Below are 17,688 nucleotides of genomic sequence, written 5' to 3' on the forward strand. Positions count from 1 at the left end.
CCAAAGTTATCACTCACATTGATGCAATAACTCTGTGAACACGCATTATGGTGGTATCAAGCAGCATTAAACTTACTCAACTGACAATGCACTCCGCTTTGAGCACTACAAGATCACTGAAATCAATCGGCACAGGCAAAGTAATAAAGCTTAAGGATTGGCGTTTTGCACAACCTTGAGTAATTAGAGTAAATATTTAAGGCTTAAGGCTGTAGTAAATAAGCCGACACCATAGACGCTATGGGTCAACAAACTTAACCCACGTGCTTTCCATGGAGAAGGCGTTTTACTTGCAGCAACCCCGAATCCAAGACAAGGTTGAATGAGACAAAAAGGGAACACTAGGGTCACAACACCAGTAACTAGCGCAGGAATTAACGTTGGCTCAGATAACCACATATCCCCGAAAATCATTACATGAACCAAAGCGAAAATAATACCGCTCAAATAATGCAGCAACCAACCTATAAAAGCTTCTCCTCTCACTGATGGAGTCACCATAATAGGTCGATGAACCAGCTGGCCTCTGTAAATGAACATAAACCAACGTCCCACAAATGCATAGTTAAGCGTTGGAATACGAAGTACATTTCTTTGCCACCATGACCATACATCCATCACTAATGTGGCACCAGTGCCCACTAACATCGCCTGTAGCCAAATTGCCATTGAGTACTCCACTTTGTATTTGTTCCTGAGATTGATATAGTTCAGGCATGGTACAACTTGAAGTCGACTTTAAGTCAAGAGTGCATTTTATGGATATTGCAGATGTTTCACACGAATCGGGATTAGCTCCTTCAACACTGAGATATTATGAAAAAATTGGACTTATTCAATCCATTGGCAGAAAAGGACTTAGACGCCAATATGCCCCTAAGATCATTAATAAATTGAATATCATCACACTTGGTCGTATTGCAGGCTTATCATTAAACGAAATAACGACGATGTTTAATGAATCCGATGAATTGGCCATTGACCGCACTTTACTGGCGCAAAAAGCCTCTGATATTGATGTAAAAATTAAGCAACTGAAAGCAATACGAGATAGTCTTAACCATGTCGCGAATTGCCCACAGTCTGATCATTTAGCCTGCCTCTCATTTCAAAAACTCATGAAGTCGGCAAAGCCTTAATAGCTTTGATTAAGTAGAGAAATCAATCACTTGCTCTATTTAAAAGCAGTAGTATCTTTAAACTAGATAACACTTAGATGGCTTACAAGACCATTAGGCCATAGCGATATCACAATGATTAAAAAACATTATTGCAAATGGATACCTAAGGACTCACAAAGAATGGCTAATCGAGTGTCAGAAATGCTTGGTTTTACTAAGGACACAGAAGGAGAACAAAACGGCGATTTTGCCCAGCTTTTGCCCAGATGCAACAAAGGGAACCAGTAAGATACTGATTCCCTTTGCTTTAATTTGGCGGTGAGAGAGGGAGTCGAACCCTCGATACGTTACCGTATACACACTTTCCAGGCGTGCTCCTTCGGCCACTCGGACACCTCACCATATGTCGATTTATGTTAGCGTGGTTAATCTTTCACGTTTAATAATCGCTAGCGATTTCATATAGCCTTGCCAAAAGGCTTTCATCGTTAACGGAGCGGTACTGTACGCAAAAGCCTAAAGGGGGTCAAGTAAAAAAGACTCAGTTTCAGGCGGTTGCGCAATTGCTAAACAAACCGCAGTCATTTCCTGAATCTTTTCACCGTTTTATGCCGTTAATTGACGGTAAATTTGTGTACTTCTTTTGACATTAAATTCGCGTCAAACGTCAGGGCTTTGGTCAGTTCCCTAAGCTCATCGGAGATCCTTTGGGTATTGAGGTAAATCTCACTGATCTTCAATGCATTACGGTTTACGTCTTCGGATACGGCCGATTGCTCGTGGGTTGCGGTGGCAATTTGCTCGTTCATGCGGTCAATAATGTCGACTTGCTCCACAATCCGTTTCAGTTCAACGCCCGCTTGCTCGGCTTCATGAACACTGTTATTCGCCTGTGCCAAGCCTCTGTCCATGGCTTTTACCGCAATGCTCGCCCCAGCCTTCAATCTATCTGTCATGTTTTTAATATCAGAGGTCGAGGTTTGTGAGCGCTGTGCCAAACTGCGGACTTCATCGGCAACAACAGCAAAGCCGCGGCCCATTTCCCCTGCTCGCGCGGCTTCAATCGCGGCATTGAGTGCGAGTAGATTGGTTTGCTCTGCAATACTGCTGATCACCTCAAGCACAACCACTATGCCATGAATTTCACGGTCTAAGTCGTTGATGGCTTTAGAGGCTCCACTGATATCATCGGCTAAGGCTTTGATCGCTTTACTGGTTCGGCCGACTTCGAGGTTACCTTCTTTAGCCTCTATATTGGCGGCGGAGGACGCTTCGGATGCCTGCACTGCATTGCTGGCAATCTCGGCCACTGTCGCACTCATTTCAGTCATCGCCGAGGCCACTTGCTCTGCCTCGCTGTGACCCGCCATCACATCTTGCTCCATGGCGTGGGTACAAAGGTCCATTTGGGCAACCGCTTGCTGTAGTTTCGCGCCGCTAGCACGCACATGTAGAATAACCTTTTCAAAATCACTCATCATGTCGTTAAAGGCGATGGCAAGTTCACCAAACTCATCCGAGCTTGTTTGAGTCAAACGCACACTCAAATCATAATGTCTACGGGCTTGTGTAATAGTCGAATACAAATGATGCACACTGTCGTGCAAGTAGCGGATCACAGATAAACTCAGTATCAAGACTATCGCTAATACTGAGATTAAGGTCGTGAGCACTAAGAACATTTTCTCATTTGCTGAGGATAATCTCTCATGGGTGATCTTGAGTAAATCAGCTGAGACCTGCTGCTCATACTCACGTAATAACTCAATCCGCGCGGTTGATTTACTAAACCAATCTTCTGGGCTTTGTTGTTGAATTTTTTGATTATCTTGCTCAAATGCGATTTGACGTAACAGTTCAACGTCATGCATTGCAGCTGAACTCTGTAAACGGTTAAATGCAGCGGATAAATCCATTGAGGCTAAGGCTAAAAACCTTTCTTGGTAAGTATTTTGCTCCGAGACTAAAGTGATAAATTTTGCATAAACCTTAGGCTTAAATCCGGCTTGGCCGAAGGTTGAACTGAGCACAGCCCTTTCAATCCCCGCCCTCTCCTTCAATTGCAAAAAGGCACTAAAGGCTGCGGCTTTGATAGCGATTTCTTGGTTAGCGCCAGTTTTAGCGGTTTCATCGACTATCGCCAATAGTAACTTATTTAATTCTGTGTAATAGGCGACTTCGTCGGCGACGCTGATAGTTAAATTGTCCACCTGCGAGCGAATTGAATTTAATCGCCCTAACTGTGAATTAAGTTCCTTAAGTTTTGGAGCAAATATCGCTGGCAGCTGATTTTGAGTGATAAATTGCTGATAGAGACTAAGCTGCGTATCCGTTAACTGTCTTTGGCTTGGTATTTTACCAGCGAAGGCTTTTCCTGCTGAGCCGATAAATCCTGCACTCATTCCGCGCTCTTTTTGTAATTCGTGCACTAAGTTACTGTTTGTTACAGCCAACTCACTCAGTTGCACCACTAAGGTTAAATCTTGTTTATATTCATACTTTTCAATGAGGTAAAGGGTTCCGCAGAGGAAACAAGCTAATAAGGGAGGTAAGACAACCATTAATAATTTTTGTTTTAGACTGAGATTACCAATCCATTGCCATTTCATAGAAATATCCTTTTAAACTTAGTATTAGACCAAATAACCAAACACTAGGTATAGCATAAGATTAACCATATAACGACTAAGGTTTCTGGGAAAACTCAGGTTAATCCTCTAATAAACGAGGATTTACTTCATGTCTCATCAATAGCGTTAGATTTGGCTTTTCGGGTAAGGTGAACCGCGGGATAAACATCAAAACGAGTCACTGATAAAAACAAAAAACGCATAGGATAAACTCCAATGCGTTTCGTAAAAAGAAGGAAAAACTCAATTCTGCGGGGTAATACGACTCTAGCTAAAGAGCTGCGGGAATAATCCCTTTACACCTGCCGCAATCACTTCAATACCTATAGATAGCATCAACAGCCCCATAAGACGAGTAATGACGTTAATCCCCGTCTTACCCAAAATCTTATAGATGATGGATGCCATTCTAAACAGGCCAAAACTCACTAAACCAAACACAATCACAGTAATAAACATCGCAATGATGTTCGACAATGAATTATGCTCGGCGGCAAAGACAATCACCGAACTGATCGCACCTGGTCCCGCCATCAGTGGCAAAGCCAAAGGCACAACCGCCACCGACTCCATCGCCGAGGATTCGCGGTCTTCCTCTTGGTTACGCTTCACTTCGCCTAACTTACCTTGCAACATCGACATCGCAATAATGGCGATCAAGCTACCACCCGCGATCCTAAAGGCTGATAAAGAAATGCTGAACATATTCAGAATGTGCTGCCCCGCCACAATCGTGACTAAGAGGATCACCACAACCGCAAAGTTAGCCACTTTACCCGTGTGATTCCGCTCAGCTTCAGTTTGATGGCTGGTTAAGCTCACAAACACAGGCAACAACCCGACTGGGTTGATGATGGCAACGAGGCCAAGAAAAAATTTAACGTAAAGAGTTAACTCCAAGTTGCTATCCTTATGTGCGTGTCACGCCGTCTTCATCAAAATTTGCTTGAGGGCAAGTATAGTATCTCAAGCGCTATTGACTGAAAAATGAGATTTTTGAGGTTAAATCACAACTTCGAATAATATTTAGTTATCGAAGTCGATGCATTTTCAACGCAATTTTAAACAAACAAGTTACCCTAAGTGTAGTTTTATTACATAAAAGCCCGATATTGTCGGTGGTGTCACACTTTCAATGCGGCTTTAGGTGTAATTTTCTACCATAAAGAAGATTTAGTGAATGCCTTGATTCACTAAATCTTTTTAGGAGTATTAATCATGACAGTGACCAATGCACAAGAACTGGATCTCATGGTCGAGCGTGTAGCGAAAGCACAAGCCGAATATGCGACATTCAGCCAAGCGCAAGTCGATAAAATTTTCCGCGCAGCGGCCCTTGCCGCTGCCGATGCGCGTATCTCGCTGGCGAAAATGGCCGCCGCAGAAACCCGCATGGGTGTCGTTGAAGACAAAGTGATCAAAAACCACTTTGCCTCTGAGTACATTTATAACAAATATAAAGATGAAAAAACCTGCGGGATTTTATCTGAAGACGTCACCTTCGGCACTATCACCATTGCCGAACCTGTGGGTATCATTTGTGGCATAGTACCGACCACGAACCCCACATCGACCGCGATATTTAAGGCCTTAATCAGCCTTAAAACCCGTAACGCAATTATCTTCTCGCCCCATCCTAGGGCCAAAGTTTCAACCACAACTGCGGCAAAGTTAGTGCTGGATGCTGCCATAGCTGCGGGTGCGCCTAAAGACATTATTGGCTGGATTGATGAGCCCAGCGTTGCACTGTCGAATCAATTAATGACTCACCCTAAAGTCAACTTGATCCTCGCAACCGGTGGCCCAGGCATGGTGAAAGCCGCATACTCTTCCGGTAAACCCGCGATTGGCGTAGGTGCGGGTAACACGCCTATTGTTATCGATGAAACTGCCGACATCAAACGCGCGGTCAGTTCGATATTAATGTCGAAAACCTTCGATAATGGCGTCGTTTGTGCGTCAGAACAAGCTGTGATTGTGGTTGACAGTATTTATGAGCAAGTAAAAGAGCGCTTTATCTCTCACGGTGGCTACATGCTATCGAAGGATGAAACCGCGGCGATGCAGCAGGTCATTTTAAAAAATGGCGGTTTGAATGCCGATATCGTTGGCCAAAGCGCCGCCAGTATCGCGCAAATGGCCGGCTTTGAAGTGCCGCACTGGACTAAGGTTCTGATTGGTGAAGTCACCGACATTTGCGACAGCGAAGCCTTCGCCCATGAAAAATTATCGCCACTGCTTGGCATGTATCGTGCCATCGACTTTAACGATGCCATGGATAAAGCTGAAGCTTTAGTCGCACTTGGCGGCATTGGCCACACTTCAGGGCTTTATACCGACCAAGATACCCAAACTGAACGTGTGCATGCCTTTGGTTTTAGAATGAAAACAGCACGTATTTTGATCAACACCCCAGCTTCACAGGGCGGCATTGGCGATCTGTACAACTTCAAACTAGCGCCTTCACTCACTTTGGGTTGTGGTTCTTGGGGCGGCAACTCGATTTCAGAAAACGTTGGCCCGAGTCATCTGATCAACAAAAAAACCGTCGCTAAGAGGGCCGAAAACATGTTGTGGCACAAGCTTCCTGCATCTATCTATTTCCGCCGCGGCAGTTTACCCATCGCACTTGAAGAACTGAGCGATAAAAAACGCGCGCTGATCATCACCGACAGATTTTTGTTTAACCACGGTTATTGCGACGAAACCATGCGGATTTTAAAGGCCCAAGGCCTTGAAACCGAAATCTTTTACGATGTTGAAGCCGACCCCACTCTAGCCATAGTCCGTCAAGGCGCTAAGGTGGCCCAAAGCTTTAAACCCGATGTGATTATTGCGCTCGGCGGCGGCTCGCCAATGGATGCGGCGAAGATTATTTGGGTGATGTACGAGCATCCCGATGTGGATTTTGCAGATTTGGCGCTGCGTTTTATGGACATTCGTAAACGTATCTACAAATTCCCTAAAATGGGCACCAAAGCCATGATGGTGGCTATTCCAACTACCTCAGGCACGGGCTCAGAAGTCACCCCTTTTGCGGTAGTGACAGACGAAATTACCGGTAAAAAATACCCGATTGCCGATTATCAACTCACGCCCAACATGGCGATTGTTGATCCTAACCTAGTGATGGACATGCCCAAATCTCTCACCGCCTTTGGTGGCATAGATGCGGTGACCCATGCTCTTGAAGCCTATGTCAGCGTGATGGCAAACGAATATAGCGACGGCCAAGCACTGCAAGCCCTCGACTTACTGTGCAAATATTTACCCGATGCGTACAACTTGGGCTCACAGTCACCTGTCGCCCGTGAAAAAGTCCACAATGGCGCCACCATCGCAGGTATCGCCTTTGCTAACGCTTTCCTCGGGATTTGCCACTCAATGGCGCACAAACTGGGCGCCGAGTTCCATCTCGCCCACGGCTTAGCCAATGCGCTACTGATCAATAACGTAATACGCTTTAACGCAACGGATCTGCCCACTAAGCAAGCGGCCTTTAGCCAATACGACAGGCCAAAAGCCCTGTGCCGTTATGCTGCCATCGCAGATCACTTGAAACTAGGCGGAAAAACGGATGAAGAAAAAGTCGAAAAATTGCTTGAGAAAATCACACACCTCAAGAAGACGATTGGCATTCCTGCTTCTATCCAAGAAGCCGGCGTCAACGAAGCCGACTTCCTCGCCAAGTTAGATGAATTAGCCGAAGATGCTTTCGATGATCAATGTACCGGTGCCAATCCACGTTACCCATTGATTAACGAGCTGAAACAACTGTTCCTCGATAGCTATTATGGCCGTGACTATAGCGATAACAACTAGGCAATCGCCTAACTATGCTAAGCGCGTGCTAAATAAACGTAGCGCGACATAAATGAAAAAGCCCTCGAATGAGGGCTTTTTACTGCGTGATGTTCAGTGAATGATCTAATTAAGGAGTCGATGCATTAATCGATCGCACGTAAAATCACTTCACTAGCCGCTAACTCAACTGGGCATCACTCAACTTACGATCACTAAGCTAATCACCACTTAGCTGAGCATTACAACAAACTGCGACTAACGCTGCGCCAGTACATAATCGATGGCGCTGGTTATGGCCGCAACCTGCGCCAGATTACATTCGGCAGGCGTGGCTGTTGGGCTATCTGGGTACACTTCTGTCGTGGTGTTATAGATACAACCCGTGACACTGCTGCAAAGCCCTAATGACTTAAGCGGGTAGTTAATCACTCCGTGCTGCACCACAGTCGAGCCTATGATCTCGCCTTTCTCGTCGGCTGGAGCAATGTGCGTCACTTTGCTCACGCCATCGATAATGGCTTTTTGGAAAGCATCCATTGAATGTTCGGTATCACCCACAGCATAAAAGCCATCTGGGATAGTGCCTTTGTCATATTCAATGCCATCACGGGCGCACAGCGCTGGGCGAAACTCTAATTCATCTGAATCTGTGGTTTCATGTAAATCCACATGCACTTCAAAACCTTGCTCAACTGAAGCAACTAAAGCCATCAAGGCCGCCGATTCTTCTGCAGGGCTATTGGCATAGAACGAACGGTTTGGATCGATAGCCTTTGGATTCCAGCGATTAATCGTCTCATAACCCCAAGGACTCACACATACGGCAACCACTAAATTCACCCGTTGCACGTAATTCGCCACTTCATTCGTTAAAAAGGCCAATGCGCCATGCACACCGCTGGTCTCGTAACCATGCACGCCGCCAGTCACCAGCACGGTTGGCTTTTGTGGATCAAATTGTTGGCTTTTTACCGCAAATAATGGGTAACGCTCGGCGTTAATCGACAAAGCGCCATATTGCACAATGGCAAGCCCAAGCGTAGACAGCTCTTCTTCCATCGCCTTGAGTGGCGTCACGACATCGTCTTGATATGAACGCTTGATTTGGGTGCTCGCAAGCCATGCGGCTTTTTCAGCCTCGCCCCATTTCTCGCCAGCGGTGCCGATGGGATAAAATGTTAAATTTGCCATAATTCCTCTATTTTTAGTTCTATTCGGTAAAATTCTTTTTATTCAAGCTCTTTTTATTCAAGTTCTGTTCGTTCAAGTTCTTTTCGCTCAAGCTTTTTCGTTGAAGTGCTATTCAGTCGAATGATAGTGCTCGTGTTTGGATGATAAATAAGTGCAGTCAACCTAAAGCGTCAGCTGCATGGGAATATCACGGATGCCACCGCGTTCTCGCTCGGGTCCAAGGGGCACAAAGCCAAAGCCTAAGTACACAGCCTGCGCATTCAGCGCGGAGTTCACGGTAAATACGCCCGGATTGCCTTGAGCTACACACTGAGCTTTGGCATGTTCCCACAACATTCGCGCCACGCCTTGCCCCTGCGCATGGGAGGCGACAAAAAGATGGTATAAGTGGCTATTCGCCTTCATTCCCACTACGCCTGCGAGTTGGCCCGGGTCCATTATGGCGACATGGTACTGATAACCCATAGCAAAGTAGCTACCAATCGCTTCTATCGACATGGCATTAACTAAAATTGTAGCGCCCTCTGCTGTGCAAGTTGGGGCAATAAAATCTTGGGTTAATTGAGTGAGCAATACGCTTATTTCAGGGATATCAGTTAAGGTTGCGGCTCGAATATTCATCTCAACTCCTTGATTAAAAATTAAAACCATTACATGGCGCAATAAAAAGCCAGAACAGAGTTCTGGCTTTGTTAAAACGCTGAACAAGAGTGCTTAATTGCAAACGCTTAGCTTCTTTAAAGCGCTCTGCTTAAAACACTTCAATAATCAATCGCATCCAACGACTCGCCGATGATAACCCTATCAGGGCGAGCCTTACGTCTTTTATTACACTGTCATTCACTGTTTGTTATTAAACAGTCTGTCATTCAACAGTCTGTTATTGTGCTGGCAGTTACTGCTTAGTCCAGCGGTCCATCCAACGGAATACATTGGCGTACCATTGCTCTAGGTTTTCAGGTTTTAGGATCCAATGGTTTTCATCTGGGAAAATCAACAACTCAGATGGAATACCTTTACGCTGCATAAAGCTAAATGCCGCTAAACCTTGATCATAAGGAACACGGAAGTCTTTCTCGCCGTGGATCACTAACATGGGCGTTTTCCAGTTTTCAACATAATTCACTGGGTTAAACTTCTCATATAAGGCTTTGTTATCTGAGTAAGTACCGCCAAATTCATACTCAGGGAACCATAACTCTTCGGTCACATGGTACATAGAACGCATATCGAACAGACCTGCGTGATCAACAAGACACTTGAAACCATCGTTCCAGTTACCTTGGATCCAGTTCATCATGTAGCCGCCGTAAGAACCACCGAGCGCACAGGCGTTTTGCGGATCGAGCCATTTTTGTTGTTGGCTTACTGCCGCTAGGCCTTTTTGCAGATCTTCTAATGGCTTACCGCCCCAATCTTGGCTGATAGAATCCGTAAAGGCTTGGCCGTAACCGGTAGAGCCGTGGAAATCCACCATAACAACACCATAGCCTGCACCCGCCCATAACTGCGCGTTCCAACGACCGCTGAAGGCATTACCAAATGAACCCTGCGGTCCGCCATGCACTAAGTAGGCAATCGGGTATTTTTTACCTTCTTGGAAGTTAGCCGGTTTGATCCAGTAACCGTAGACGTCTTCGTTATTCCAACCCTTGAAGCTGAACTGTTCAAACTTACCGAACTTGATCTCGGCCAGCTTGTCTTTGTTCACTTCGGTCAGACGCTTAAGCCCTTGACCATCTGTGGTGATACTGTAGAGATCGCCCGGCTCAACTAAGGTTTTGCTGTCGAAAATCAGTTCATCATTAGTGACCGCAATTAAGCTGTTCGTGCCATCGCTGTAGATAGAACGCACATCGCCAAATTGTGTATTCACTTGGAAAATAGACACTTGGCCTATGTCTTGCGCCGTGACATATAAGGTACGATTGTCAGGGGCAAACATCAGTGAACTTGGGCTACGATCCCACAATGGCGCCACTTCTTTAGTTTGGCCTGTGGTAGTATCGCGCAGCATGATGCCGTAACGATCCGCTTCAAAACCCGGCTTCTTCATCGCTAAATAGGCCATGTAACGACCATCGCTCGAAAACGTTGGCAGTGCATCCCATGCGAGATTGTCTTTGGTTAAGTTGGTTGCAGTGCCGCCCGTGACTGGCACTTGCCACAAATCATAGTTAGTGGTCCAAGCTTGATCTTTGCTCGGCGCTTTAGCGCTATAAACGACGAACTTACCGTCTGGGGTGAAGGTCACTTCTTCCATACCCGAGAATGGTTTTGGCGGCGTTTCAGTGTCTAAACCTTGGGTGACATCAACCACTTTAGTCAGTTTCTCACCGTTGACTGCGCCAACAAATAAGTGGCTACGGGCATGATCTTCCCACGTATCCCAATGGCGAACCATTAACTGCTTGTATTCGCGACCCGTCGATTTACGCTCAGATTCAGCGGTAAATTTATCCTTTGAACAGGCTAAATCCTTACACTCTGGGAATACACGCATGCTGAGTACAACTTGTTTACCGTCGTTTGATAGTTTGTAACCATCTATATCCAAAGGCAAATCAGAAACTTGAACCGCTTCACCGCCCGTTAATGGCAGTTGGAATAGCTGGCTTGAACCGCTACGACCGGCAAGGAAATAAATCGATTTGTCGTCAGTGGCGAAACTCACATCGTGCTCAGTGCCCGCAGCAGAGGTCAGTTGTAACGGTTTCGCTTTCGTGTCAGTCAGATCCAATAGATACAGATCAGAGCTTCCCTCTCCCTTATCGTTTACCGTTTTAAGACCATAAACTAATTTAGTGCCATCGTGAGACACAGTCGCAGAATGCATCTTATTGAGTTTAATGAGTTGTTGCACAGTAAAAGGCGTTGGATCGGCCGCTTGGGCTGATAACGCCAACCCTGCGGCGCCGAGCGCCAATAGGAGAGGAGCTATTTTCATTGTTATGTCCGTCTTTTGTTGAACAGGTTCGAGGCTTGCAAATATTCGATAATCATCATTGCTGCAAACACGAATGTTAAAAACGATCTGAGATCGTATCTTTTGAAGATAAGCTTGCCACACTATCGAAACAAAAACGCTCAGGCAAGCCAAATGGCGAACCTGAGCGTATTTTTTTGTGACAAAATGTCAGTGGCGCAATGATTTGTCTAAGGAACTGATATCAGATTACCGAAGCAATCGATATCAGAGCGTAAATTTAAACGGCTTTGCTTAAAAAGCCATCAAGTTCAATCCGCTAAGACCTTAGCTTCACTCCAACTTAGGCTTTCGCGTTGGCGATATTCACTTTCCAAATTGCTGGGCCAGTTTCATGGGCGTTCACGCCATTTGAATCCACAGCCACAGTCACTGGCATATCTTGCACGTCAAACTCGTAAATCGCTTCCATGCCTAAATCAGCAAAGGCCACGACGCGAGAATGTTTAATCGCTTTAGACACTAGATACGCTGCGCCGCCAACGGCCATCAGATATACCGCTTTGTGCTTTTTGATTGATTCAACTGTCGCAGGGCCGCGCTCAGCTTTACCTATCATGCCCATCAAGCCAGTTTTCTCTAACATTAAGTCAGTGAATTTATCCATACGGGTTGCCGTGGTTGGGCCCGCAGGACCGACAACTTCAGCACCGACTGGATCAACGGGGCCAACGTAGTAAATAAATTTACCCGTAAAGTCCACGCCTTCTGGCAGACCTTCACCACTTTCAATCAGGCTTTGAATGCGCTTATGGGCAGCATCACGACCTGTGAGCATTTTACCGCTCAGCAGAATGGTTTCACCGCTCTGCCACTGCTCGATATCCGCTTGGGTCACAGTATCTAAGTTAACACGGCGCACATCATCACCCACTTCACGGGTGATTTCTGGCCAATCTGACAATGATGGTGGCGTCAATTCAGCAGGACCTGAGCCATCTAAATGGAAATGTACGTGGCGAGTCGCTGCACAATTAGGGATCATCACCACAGGCTTTGAAGCCGCGTGGGTTGGCGCCGATTTGATTTTAACGTCTAACACTGTGGTTAAACCGCCAAGACCTTGGGCACCTATGCCTAAGTTGTTCGCGCGCTCAAAAATGTCTAAACGCAGCTTTTCTTCGGTCGTTTGCGCGCCACGGGCCATCAACTCATGGATATCCACGCTTTCCATCAGCGCTTCTTTGGCTAATACGGCGGCTTTTTCTGCCGTACCGCCAATACCTATACCCAGCATACCCGGTGGACACCAGCCCGCCCCCATAGTCGGTAGCGTTTTTTCTACCCAAGCGGCGATATCATCAGATGGGTTTAACATCACCATCTTAGCTTTGTTTTCACTGCCGCCGCCTTTGGCCGCAATCGCTACTTCGATGTGGTTGCCTGGCACCATGTCGATATGCACCACAGATGGCGTGTTATCTTTGGTATTTTTACGGCTGCCCGCAGGATCTGACACGATTGATGCACGCAGTGGGTTATCGGGATTGGTATAAGCACGACGAACACCTTCGTCGATCATTTCCTGAATTGTCATATCGGTTTTGTCCCATTGGACACCCATACCCACTTTAACGAAGGTGGTGACAATCCCAGTGTCTTGACACAGAGGACGCTTGCCTTCGGCCGACATACGGGAGTTAATTAAGATCTGGGCAATGGCATCCTTCGCCGCCGCACTTTGTTCACGCTCATAAGCTTGGCTCATGGCATCCACAAAATCCTTCGGGTGGTAATAGGAGATGTATTGCAAAGCATCCGCCACACTTTCAATAAAGTCGGCTTGCTTAATCACAGAATTGACAGACATTTCATGGTTAGATGACATAGTAGGAGCGCTCCAGCAGCCTTTGCGGCCTAACTTATTTTTGTTTAATTCTTTCTGGGCCAATATGATACTCTTTCCCATCTTTTTGGGCTACATCACATTTTGAATAGGGTTAATCGATGGCAATTAGGGCGTCAAAACAGCTTGCATCACGCCAACTTGACTGGACATTAAGCACCGCAGCACTCTTCGAACACTTTGCCAATGACCCATGGGCAATCCTGTTAGATTCGGCGAACGCGCCACATCAGGACGCCAGATTCGACGTCATTTGCGCCAATCCCATCGCAACAATAGTGACTCAGGGTGAGCGTAGCGATATAAACCTCATCGATACGAGCTTGAGCTTACCCGAGGCGATGGACCCAAACCGTGATCCCTTCGACCTGCTCAACACTTTATTAAATCATTGGTATTCAAAATCTTTTGATTGCAATCTGCCCTTCAGTGGCGGCGCCATGGGCAGCTTTAGTTACGACTTAGGCCGTCGCATCGAATCCCTGCCAACAAGCGCTCAGCAAGATATTCAACTGCCAGAGATGAACATCGGCTTTTACGACTGGGCGTTAGTTTATGATTACCAAGCCCAGTGTTGGTATTTATTGCATTATTTAGGTGAAGCGGCCCTCGATATCGAATTGAATAAAATTCAAGCTAAAATAGCTAAAAAGCCCAATACAGCTACATTCATGCTCACTATCCCATGGGCGGCACAGATGGACAAAAGCCAATACACCGCCAAATTTGAGGCAGTACAAGCCTATTTGCACAGCGGCGATTGCTATCAAATAAATTTAACCCAAAGATTTGAAGCTGGCTATCAAGGCGATGAATGGTCGGCTTACTGCCAACTGCGCAATGCCAATAAAGCGCCCTTCTCGGCCTTTATGCGGTTACCGCAAAACGCGATTTTATCGATTTCACCTGAGCGCTTTATTCAGCTTCGCGGTGATGATATTCAGACTAAACCCATCAAAGGCACGCTGCCGCGTCACGCAGATCCCGCGCTCGACGCCAAAGCCGCGAGCACCCTTGCCAGCTCGCCAAAGGATCGCGCCGAAAACGTCATGATTGTCGATTTGCTGCGTAATGATATCGGCAAGGTAGCAGCGGCAGGCTCGGTACGTGTACCGCATCTGTTTGAAATTGAAAGCTTTCCCGCCGTGCATCACCTTGTCAGTACAGTGACGGCTAAGCTTGATGCTAAGTACAGCGCCAGCGATTTGCTGCGCGCGGCGTTCCCCGGCGGCTCAATTACTGGCGCACCGAAAATCCGCGCCATGGAAATTATCGAAGAACTCGAACCTTCACGGCGCAGTCTGTACTGTGGCTCTATGGGCTATATCAGCCAAGATGGCCAAATGGATACCAGTATCACCATTCGCACTATTGTGGCTGAGCAGGGGAAACTCTATTGCTGGGCGGGCGGCGGCATAGTGGCGGATTCTGAAGTGAATGCCGAGTACCAAGAAACCTTTGATAAGATCAGTCGAATTTTGCCTTTACTTGGCGCAGAGCCGCAAAAGCCGTAAGCTCTCATACAAAACAGTCACGGAAACCTCGATGGATCAAGCGGAATTTAGACTCAGATTTAATCTGCACCCTTTAGCGCTGCAAGATCCGGCGGCCTTCCCACACCTTGGACTGCGCAAAGCTGCGGTGTTGATCCCACTGCAGGATATCAACGGTGAACTGAATCTGATTTTAACCCAAAGACCCATGCACCTTCGCGCCCATCCGGGGCAGATCAGTTTCCCCGGTGGTAAAATTGAGCCCCATGATGTCGATGCAATTGCGGCGGCGTTAAGGGAAGCAGAAGAGGAAATAGGATTATCGCGGCATAACGTCGATGTGGTGGGCACATTTCCGGCCCACAATACTTTTACCGGATTTGAAATCACCCCCGTGGTCGGCATTATCAAGCAGGCATTTGATTGGAAACTCGATCCTGGTGAAGTTGCAGATTGCTTTACTGTGCCATTAAGCTTTTTTATTGAGCCGAATAATCGCCACCAAAAACGCTTTTTACGCCAAGGACGCTACTACAGCGTGCATTTTATTCCCTATCAACAACGTTTTATTTGGGGCGCGACCGCCGCCATTATCGACCATTTGTGCCGCCAGTTAAGCATTCCTGCCGATATTCTCTGACTTCATTTGCCATAGCGAAACCGCTACGAGCCAACTGGCTTGCTTAAACCACCAAGTGGATATACAAACCGGCGACAATCGAGGTTAACAGCAACATGGGAATGTTAAACCAATAGCCCATGCGACTGTGTTGGGCGACATAAAAATTAAACGCTAAACTGACCAAACTAATGCAGCCACAGGCCCAAATCAAATACTGCAATAACTGGGTTTCATGTGGATCCCAATGAACTCTAAATGTCGCACCGCGGCTTAAATAATCGCCAACTTCGCGATCGGGTCTCGCGTCACCAAACACTAATAGCGCATAGACGGCAATTGCCCAGCCTAAAATGGATAAGGCCGCAAGGATAATTTGAAATATTCTAGTCTTGCTCATACCGCCTCCCGCCGTTTAACTCACTATATCGCCCAATATCGATATTATTAACCTCAGGATACCTTTTTCAGCTTGAGAAAAGCCACCAGCAAGGTAATATAAACCTCCAAAATTTTCATATAAAACGTTTCGTTGGAGAATTAAGCAACAATGAGCATCGCATCTGTCGCATCTGTATTTAAAGGTGAGCACGCCGTCGGTTCTAAAGTCACAGTGCGTGGCTGGGTCAGAACCCGTCGTGACTCTAAAGCCGGCATCTCTTTTTTAGCTGTTTATGACGGCTCTTGCTTTAATCCTATCCAAGGCGTCGTGCCCAATAGCTTAGATAATTACGACAACGAAGTGTTAAAGCTAACTGCGGGTTGTTCTGTTGTGATGACAGGCGACGTGGTGGAATCTCCAGGCGCAGGTCAAGCATTTGAACTGCAAGTGACTGAACTTGAAGTCGCGGGCTGGGTTGATGATCCAGACACTTACCCAATGGCCGCTAAGCGTCACTCAATTGAACATTTACGCGAATTAGCACATTTACGCCCACGCACTAACATTATTGGTGCCGTTGCCCGCGTGCGTAACTGTTTATCCCAAGCGATTCACCGCTTCTACCACGAAGAAGGCTTTATTTGGGTATCTACCCCACTTATCACCGCCTCTGACTGTGAAGGCGCAGGTGAAATGTTCCGCGTATCGACCTTAGATATGGAAAACCTGCCACGTACTGATGCAGGGAAAGTCGATTACGATAAAGATTTCTTCGGTAAAGAAGCTTTCCTAACCGTATCTGGCCAGTTGAACGCTGAAACCTACGCCTGTGCACTGTCAAAAGTGTATACCTTTGGCCCGACTTTCCGTGCTGAAAACTCAAACACCAGCCGCCACTTAGCGGAATTTTGGATGGTTGAGCCTGAAGTCGCCTTCGCTAACTTAAACGACATCGCAGGCCTTGCCGAAGCTATGTTGAAATACGCGTTCAATGCCGTATTGACTGAGCGTATGGACGATTTAACTTTCTTCGCCCAACACGTTGATAAGACAGTGATCGACCGTCTGCAATCTTTCGTTTCAAGCGATTTTGCTCAAGTGGATTACACGGATGCGGTTGAAATTCTGCAAAACTGTGGCAGAACCTTCGAGTTCCCTGTGTCTTGGGGCATCGATTTATCTTCTGAGCATGAGCGTTACTTAGCCGAAGAACACTTCAAAGCCCCTGTGGTAGTGAAGAACTACCCGAAAGATATCAAGGCCTTCTACATGCGCTTAAACGATGACGGTAAAACCGTTGCCGCGATGGACGTGTTAGCCCCAGGTATTGGTGAGATCATCGGTGGCTCTCAACGTGAAGAGCGTTTAGACGTGCTAGATATGCGTCTAGCCGAAATGGATCTGAACCAAGAAGATTACTGGTGGTACCGTGATATGCGCCGTTATGGCACAGTGCCACATGCAGGTTTTGGTCTAGGGTTTGAGCGTTTAGTGTCTTACGTGACGGGCGTTAACAACATTCGTGATGTTATCCCATTCCCACGTGCGCCGCGCACTGCGAACTTCTAATATCCCTTAACTAGGGACTGCATTGCTAAGACATCTCTATTAAACCT

General features: G+C 46.6%; 13 protein-coding genes and 1 tRNA gene. 5 read left to right on the forward strand and 9 right to left on the reverse strand.

From position 1 onward, the window contains the following. Nucleotides 1-183 precede the first annotated feature (183 nt). On the reverse strand, nt 184-669 hold the full coding sequence (locus tag Q4Q52_RS13610) for a DUF2938 domain-containing protein (protein WP_220592855.1): 486 nt from the start codon (nt 667-669) through the stop codon (nt 184-186). An 89-nt stretch (nt 670-758) separates the two neighbouring features. Here Q4Q52_RS13610 and Q4Q52_RS13615 point away from each other — a divergent pair, with 89 nt between their 5' ends. Then, the gene (locus Q4Q52_RS13615) at nt 759-1,139 is read left to right on the forward strand and encodes a helix-turn-helix domain-containing protein (protein ID WP_220592854.1); all 381 of its coding nucleotides are present in this window, start codon (nt 759-761) and stop codon (nt 1,137-1,139) included. Between the two features lie 295 nt (nt 1,140-1,434). Here Q4Q52_RS13615 and Q4Q52_RS13620 read toward each other — a convergent pair. The 3 genes from Q4Q52_RS13620 to Q4Q52_RS13630 form a co-directional block, all read right to left on the reverse strand. Further along, nucleotides 1,435-1,522: transfer RNA gene (locus Q4Q52_RS13620), tRNA-Ser, on the reverse strand. Nucleotides 1,523-1,735: 213 nt separating this feature from the next. Next, nucleotides 1,736-3,730: a nitrate- and nitrite sensing domain-containing protein gene (locus Q4Q52_RS13625; RefSeq protein ID WP_311990853.1), complete on the reverse strand. Its 1,995-nt coding sequence runs from the start codon at nt 3,728-3,730 to the stop codon at nt 1,736-1,738. A 288-nt stretch (nt 3,731-4,018) separates the two neighbouring features. After that, a complete protein-coding gene (locus Q4Q52_RS13630) occupies nt 4,019-4,651 on the reverse strand; it encodes a YchE family NAAT transporter (RefSeq protein ID WP_006081420.1) in 633 nt (210 codons plus the stop codon). A gap of 318 nt (nt 4,652-4,969) precedes the next feature. Between Q4Q52_RS13630 and adhE the strand changes: the two genes are divergently transcribed. After that, entirely contained in the window at nt 4,970-7,573 is a 2,604-nt protein-coding gene (gene adhE / locus Q4Q52_RS13635; protein ID WP_006081419.1) for a bifunctional acetaldehyde-CoA/alcohol dehydrogenase, read from the forward strand. A 237-nt stretch (nt 7,574-7,810) separates the two neighbouring features. Here adhE and Q4Q52_RS13640 read toward each other — a convergent pair whose 3' ends face one another. The 4 genes from Q4Q52_RS13640 to Q4Q52_RS13655 all read right to left on the reverse strand — a co-directional run bounded on the left by Q4Q52_RS13640 (nt 7,811) and on the right by Q4Q52_RS13655 (nt 13,560). Further along, nucleotides 7,811-8,746 (reverse strand): M14 family metallocarboxypeptidase, encoded by a 936-nt coding sequence (locus Q4Q52_RS13640; protein ID WP_311990854.1) that lies wholly within the window; start codon nt 8,744-8,746, stop codon nt 7,811-7,813. A gap of 162 nt (nt 8,747-8,908) precedes the next feature. Beyond that, nucleotides 8,909-9,367 (reverse strand): GNAT family N-acetyltransferase, encoded by a 459-nt coding sequence (locus Q4Q52_RS13645; protein WP_311990855.1) that lies wholly within the window; start codon nt 9,365-9,367, stop codon nt 8,909-8,911. A gap of 274 nt (nt 9,368-9,641) precedes the next feature. Continuing rightward, nucleotides 9,642-11,693, reverse strand: a complete 2,052-nt coding sequence (locus Q4Q52_RS13650; RefSeq protein WP_311990856.1) for a S9 family peptidase — start codon at nt 11,691-11,693, stop codon at nt 9,642-9,644. Between the two features lie 322 nt (nt 11,694-12,015). Next, nucleotides 12,016-13,560: a fumarate hydratase gene (locus tag Q4Q52_RS13655; protein ID WP_311990857.1), complete on the reverse strand. Its 1,545-nt coding sequence runs from the start codon at nt 13,558-13,560 to the stop codon at nt 12,016-12,018. A gap of 119 nt (nt 13,561-13,679) precedes the next feature. On the opposite strand from Q4Q52_RS13655, the gene pabB reads away from it, so the two are divergent. Then, a complete protein-coding gene (gene pabB / locus Q4Q52_RS13660) occupies nt 13,680-15,092 on the forward strand; it encodes an aminodeoxychorismate synthase component I (protein ID WP_311990858.1) in 1,413 nt (470 codons plus the stop codon). 31 nt (nt 15,093-15,123) lie between these two features. Next, nucleotides 15,124-15,711, forward strand: a complete 588-nt coding sequence (locus Q4Q52_RS13665; protein WP_311990859.1) for a CoA pyrophosphatase — start codon at nt 15,124-15,126, stop codon at nt 15,709-15,711. Between the two features lie 43 nt (nt 15,712-15,754). Here the strand turns inward: Q4Q52_RS13665 and Q4Q52_RS13670 are convergent, their stop codons facing one another. Beyond that, nucleotides 15,755-16,090 carry a hypothetical protein gene (locus Q4Q52_RS13670; RefSeq protein ID WP_311990860.1) on the reverse strand — a complete coding sequence of 112 codons (336 nt, stop codon included), beginning with the start codon at nt 16,088-16,090 and terminating at the stop codon, nt 15,755-15,757. Nucleotides 16,091-16,240: 150 nt separating this feature from the next. Here Q4Q52_RS13670 and asnS point away from each other — a divergent pair, with 150 nt between their 5' ends. Continuing rightward, the gene (gene asnS, locus Q4Q52_RS13675) at nt 16,241-17,641 is read left to right on the forward strand and encodes an asparagine--tRNA ligase (protein WP_006086433.1); all 1,401 of its coding nucleotides are present in this window, start codon (nt 16,241-16,243) and stop codon (nt 17,639-17,641) included. Nucleotides 17,642-17,688: the final 47 nt, after the last annotated feature.

The sequence above is a fragment of the Shewanella sp. SP1S2-4 genome (assembly GCF_031932075.1).
GTDB lineage: Bacteria > Pseudomonadota > Gammaproteobacteria > Enterobacterales > Shewanellaceae > Shewanella > Shewanella baltica.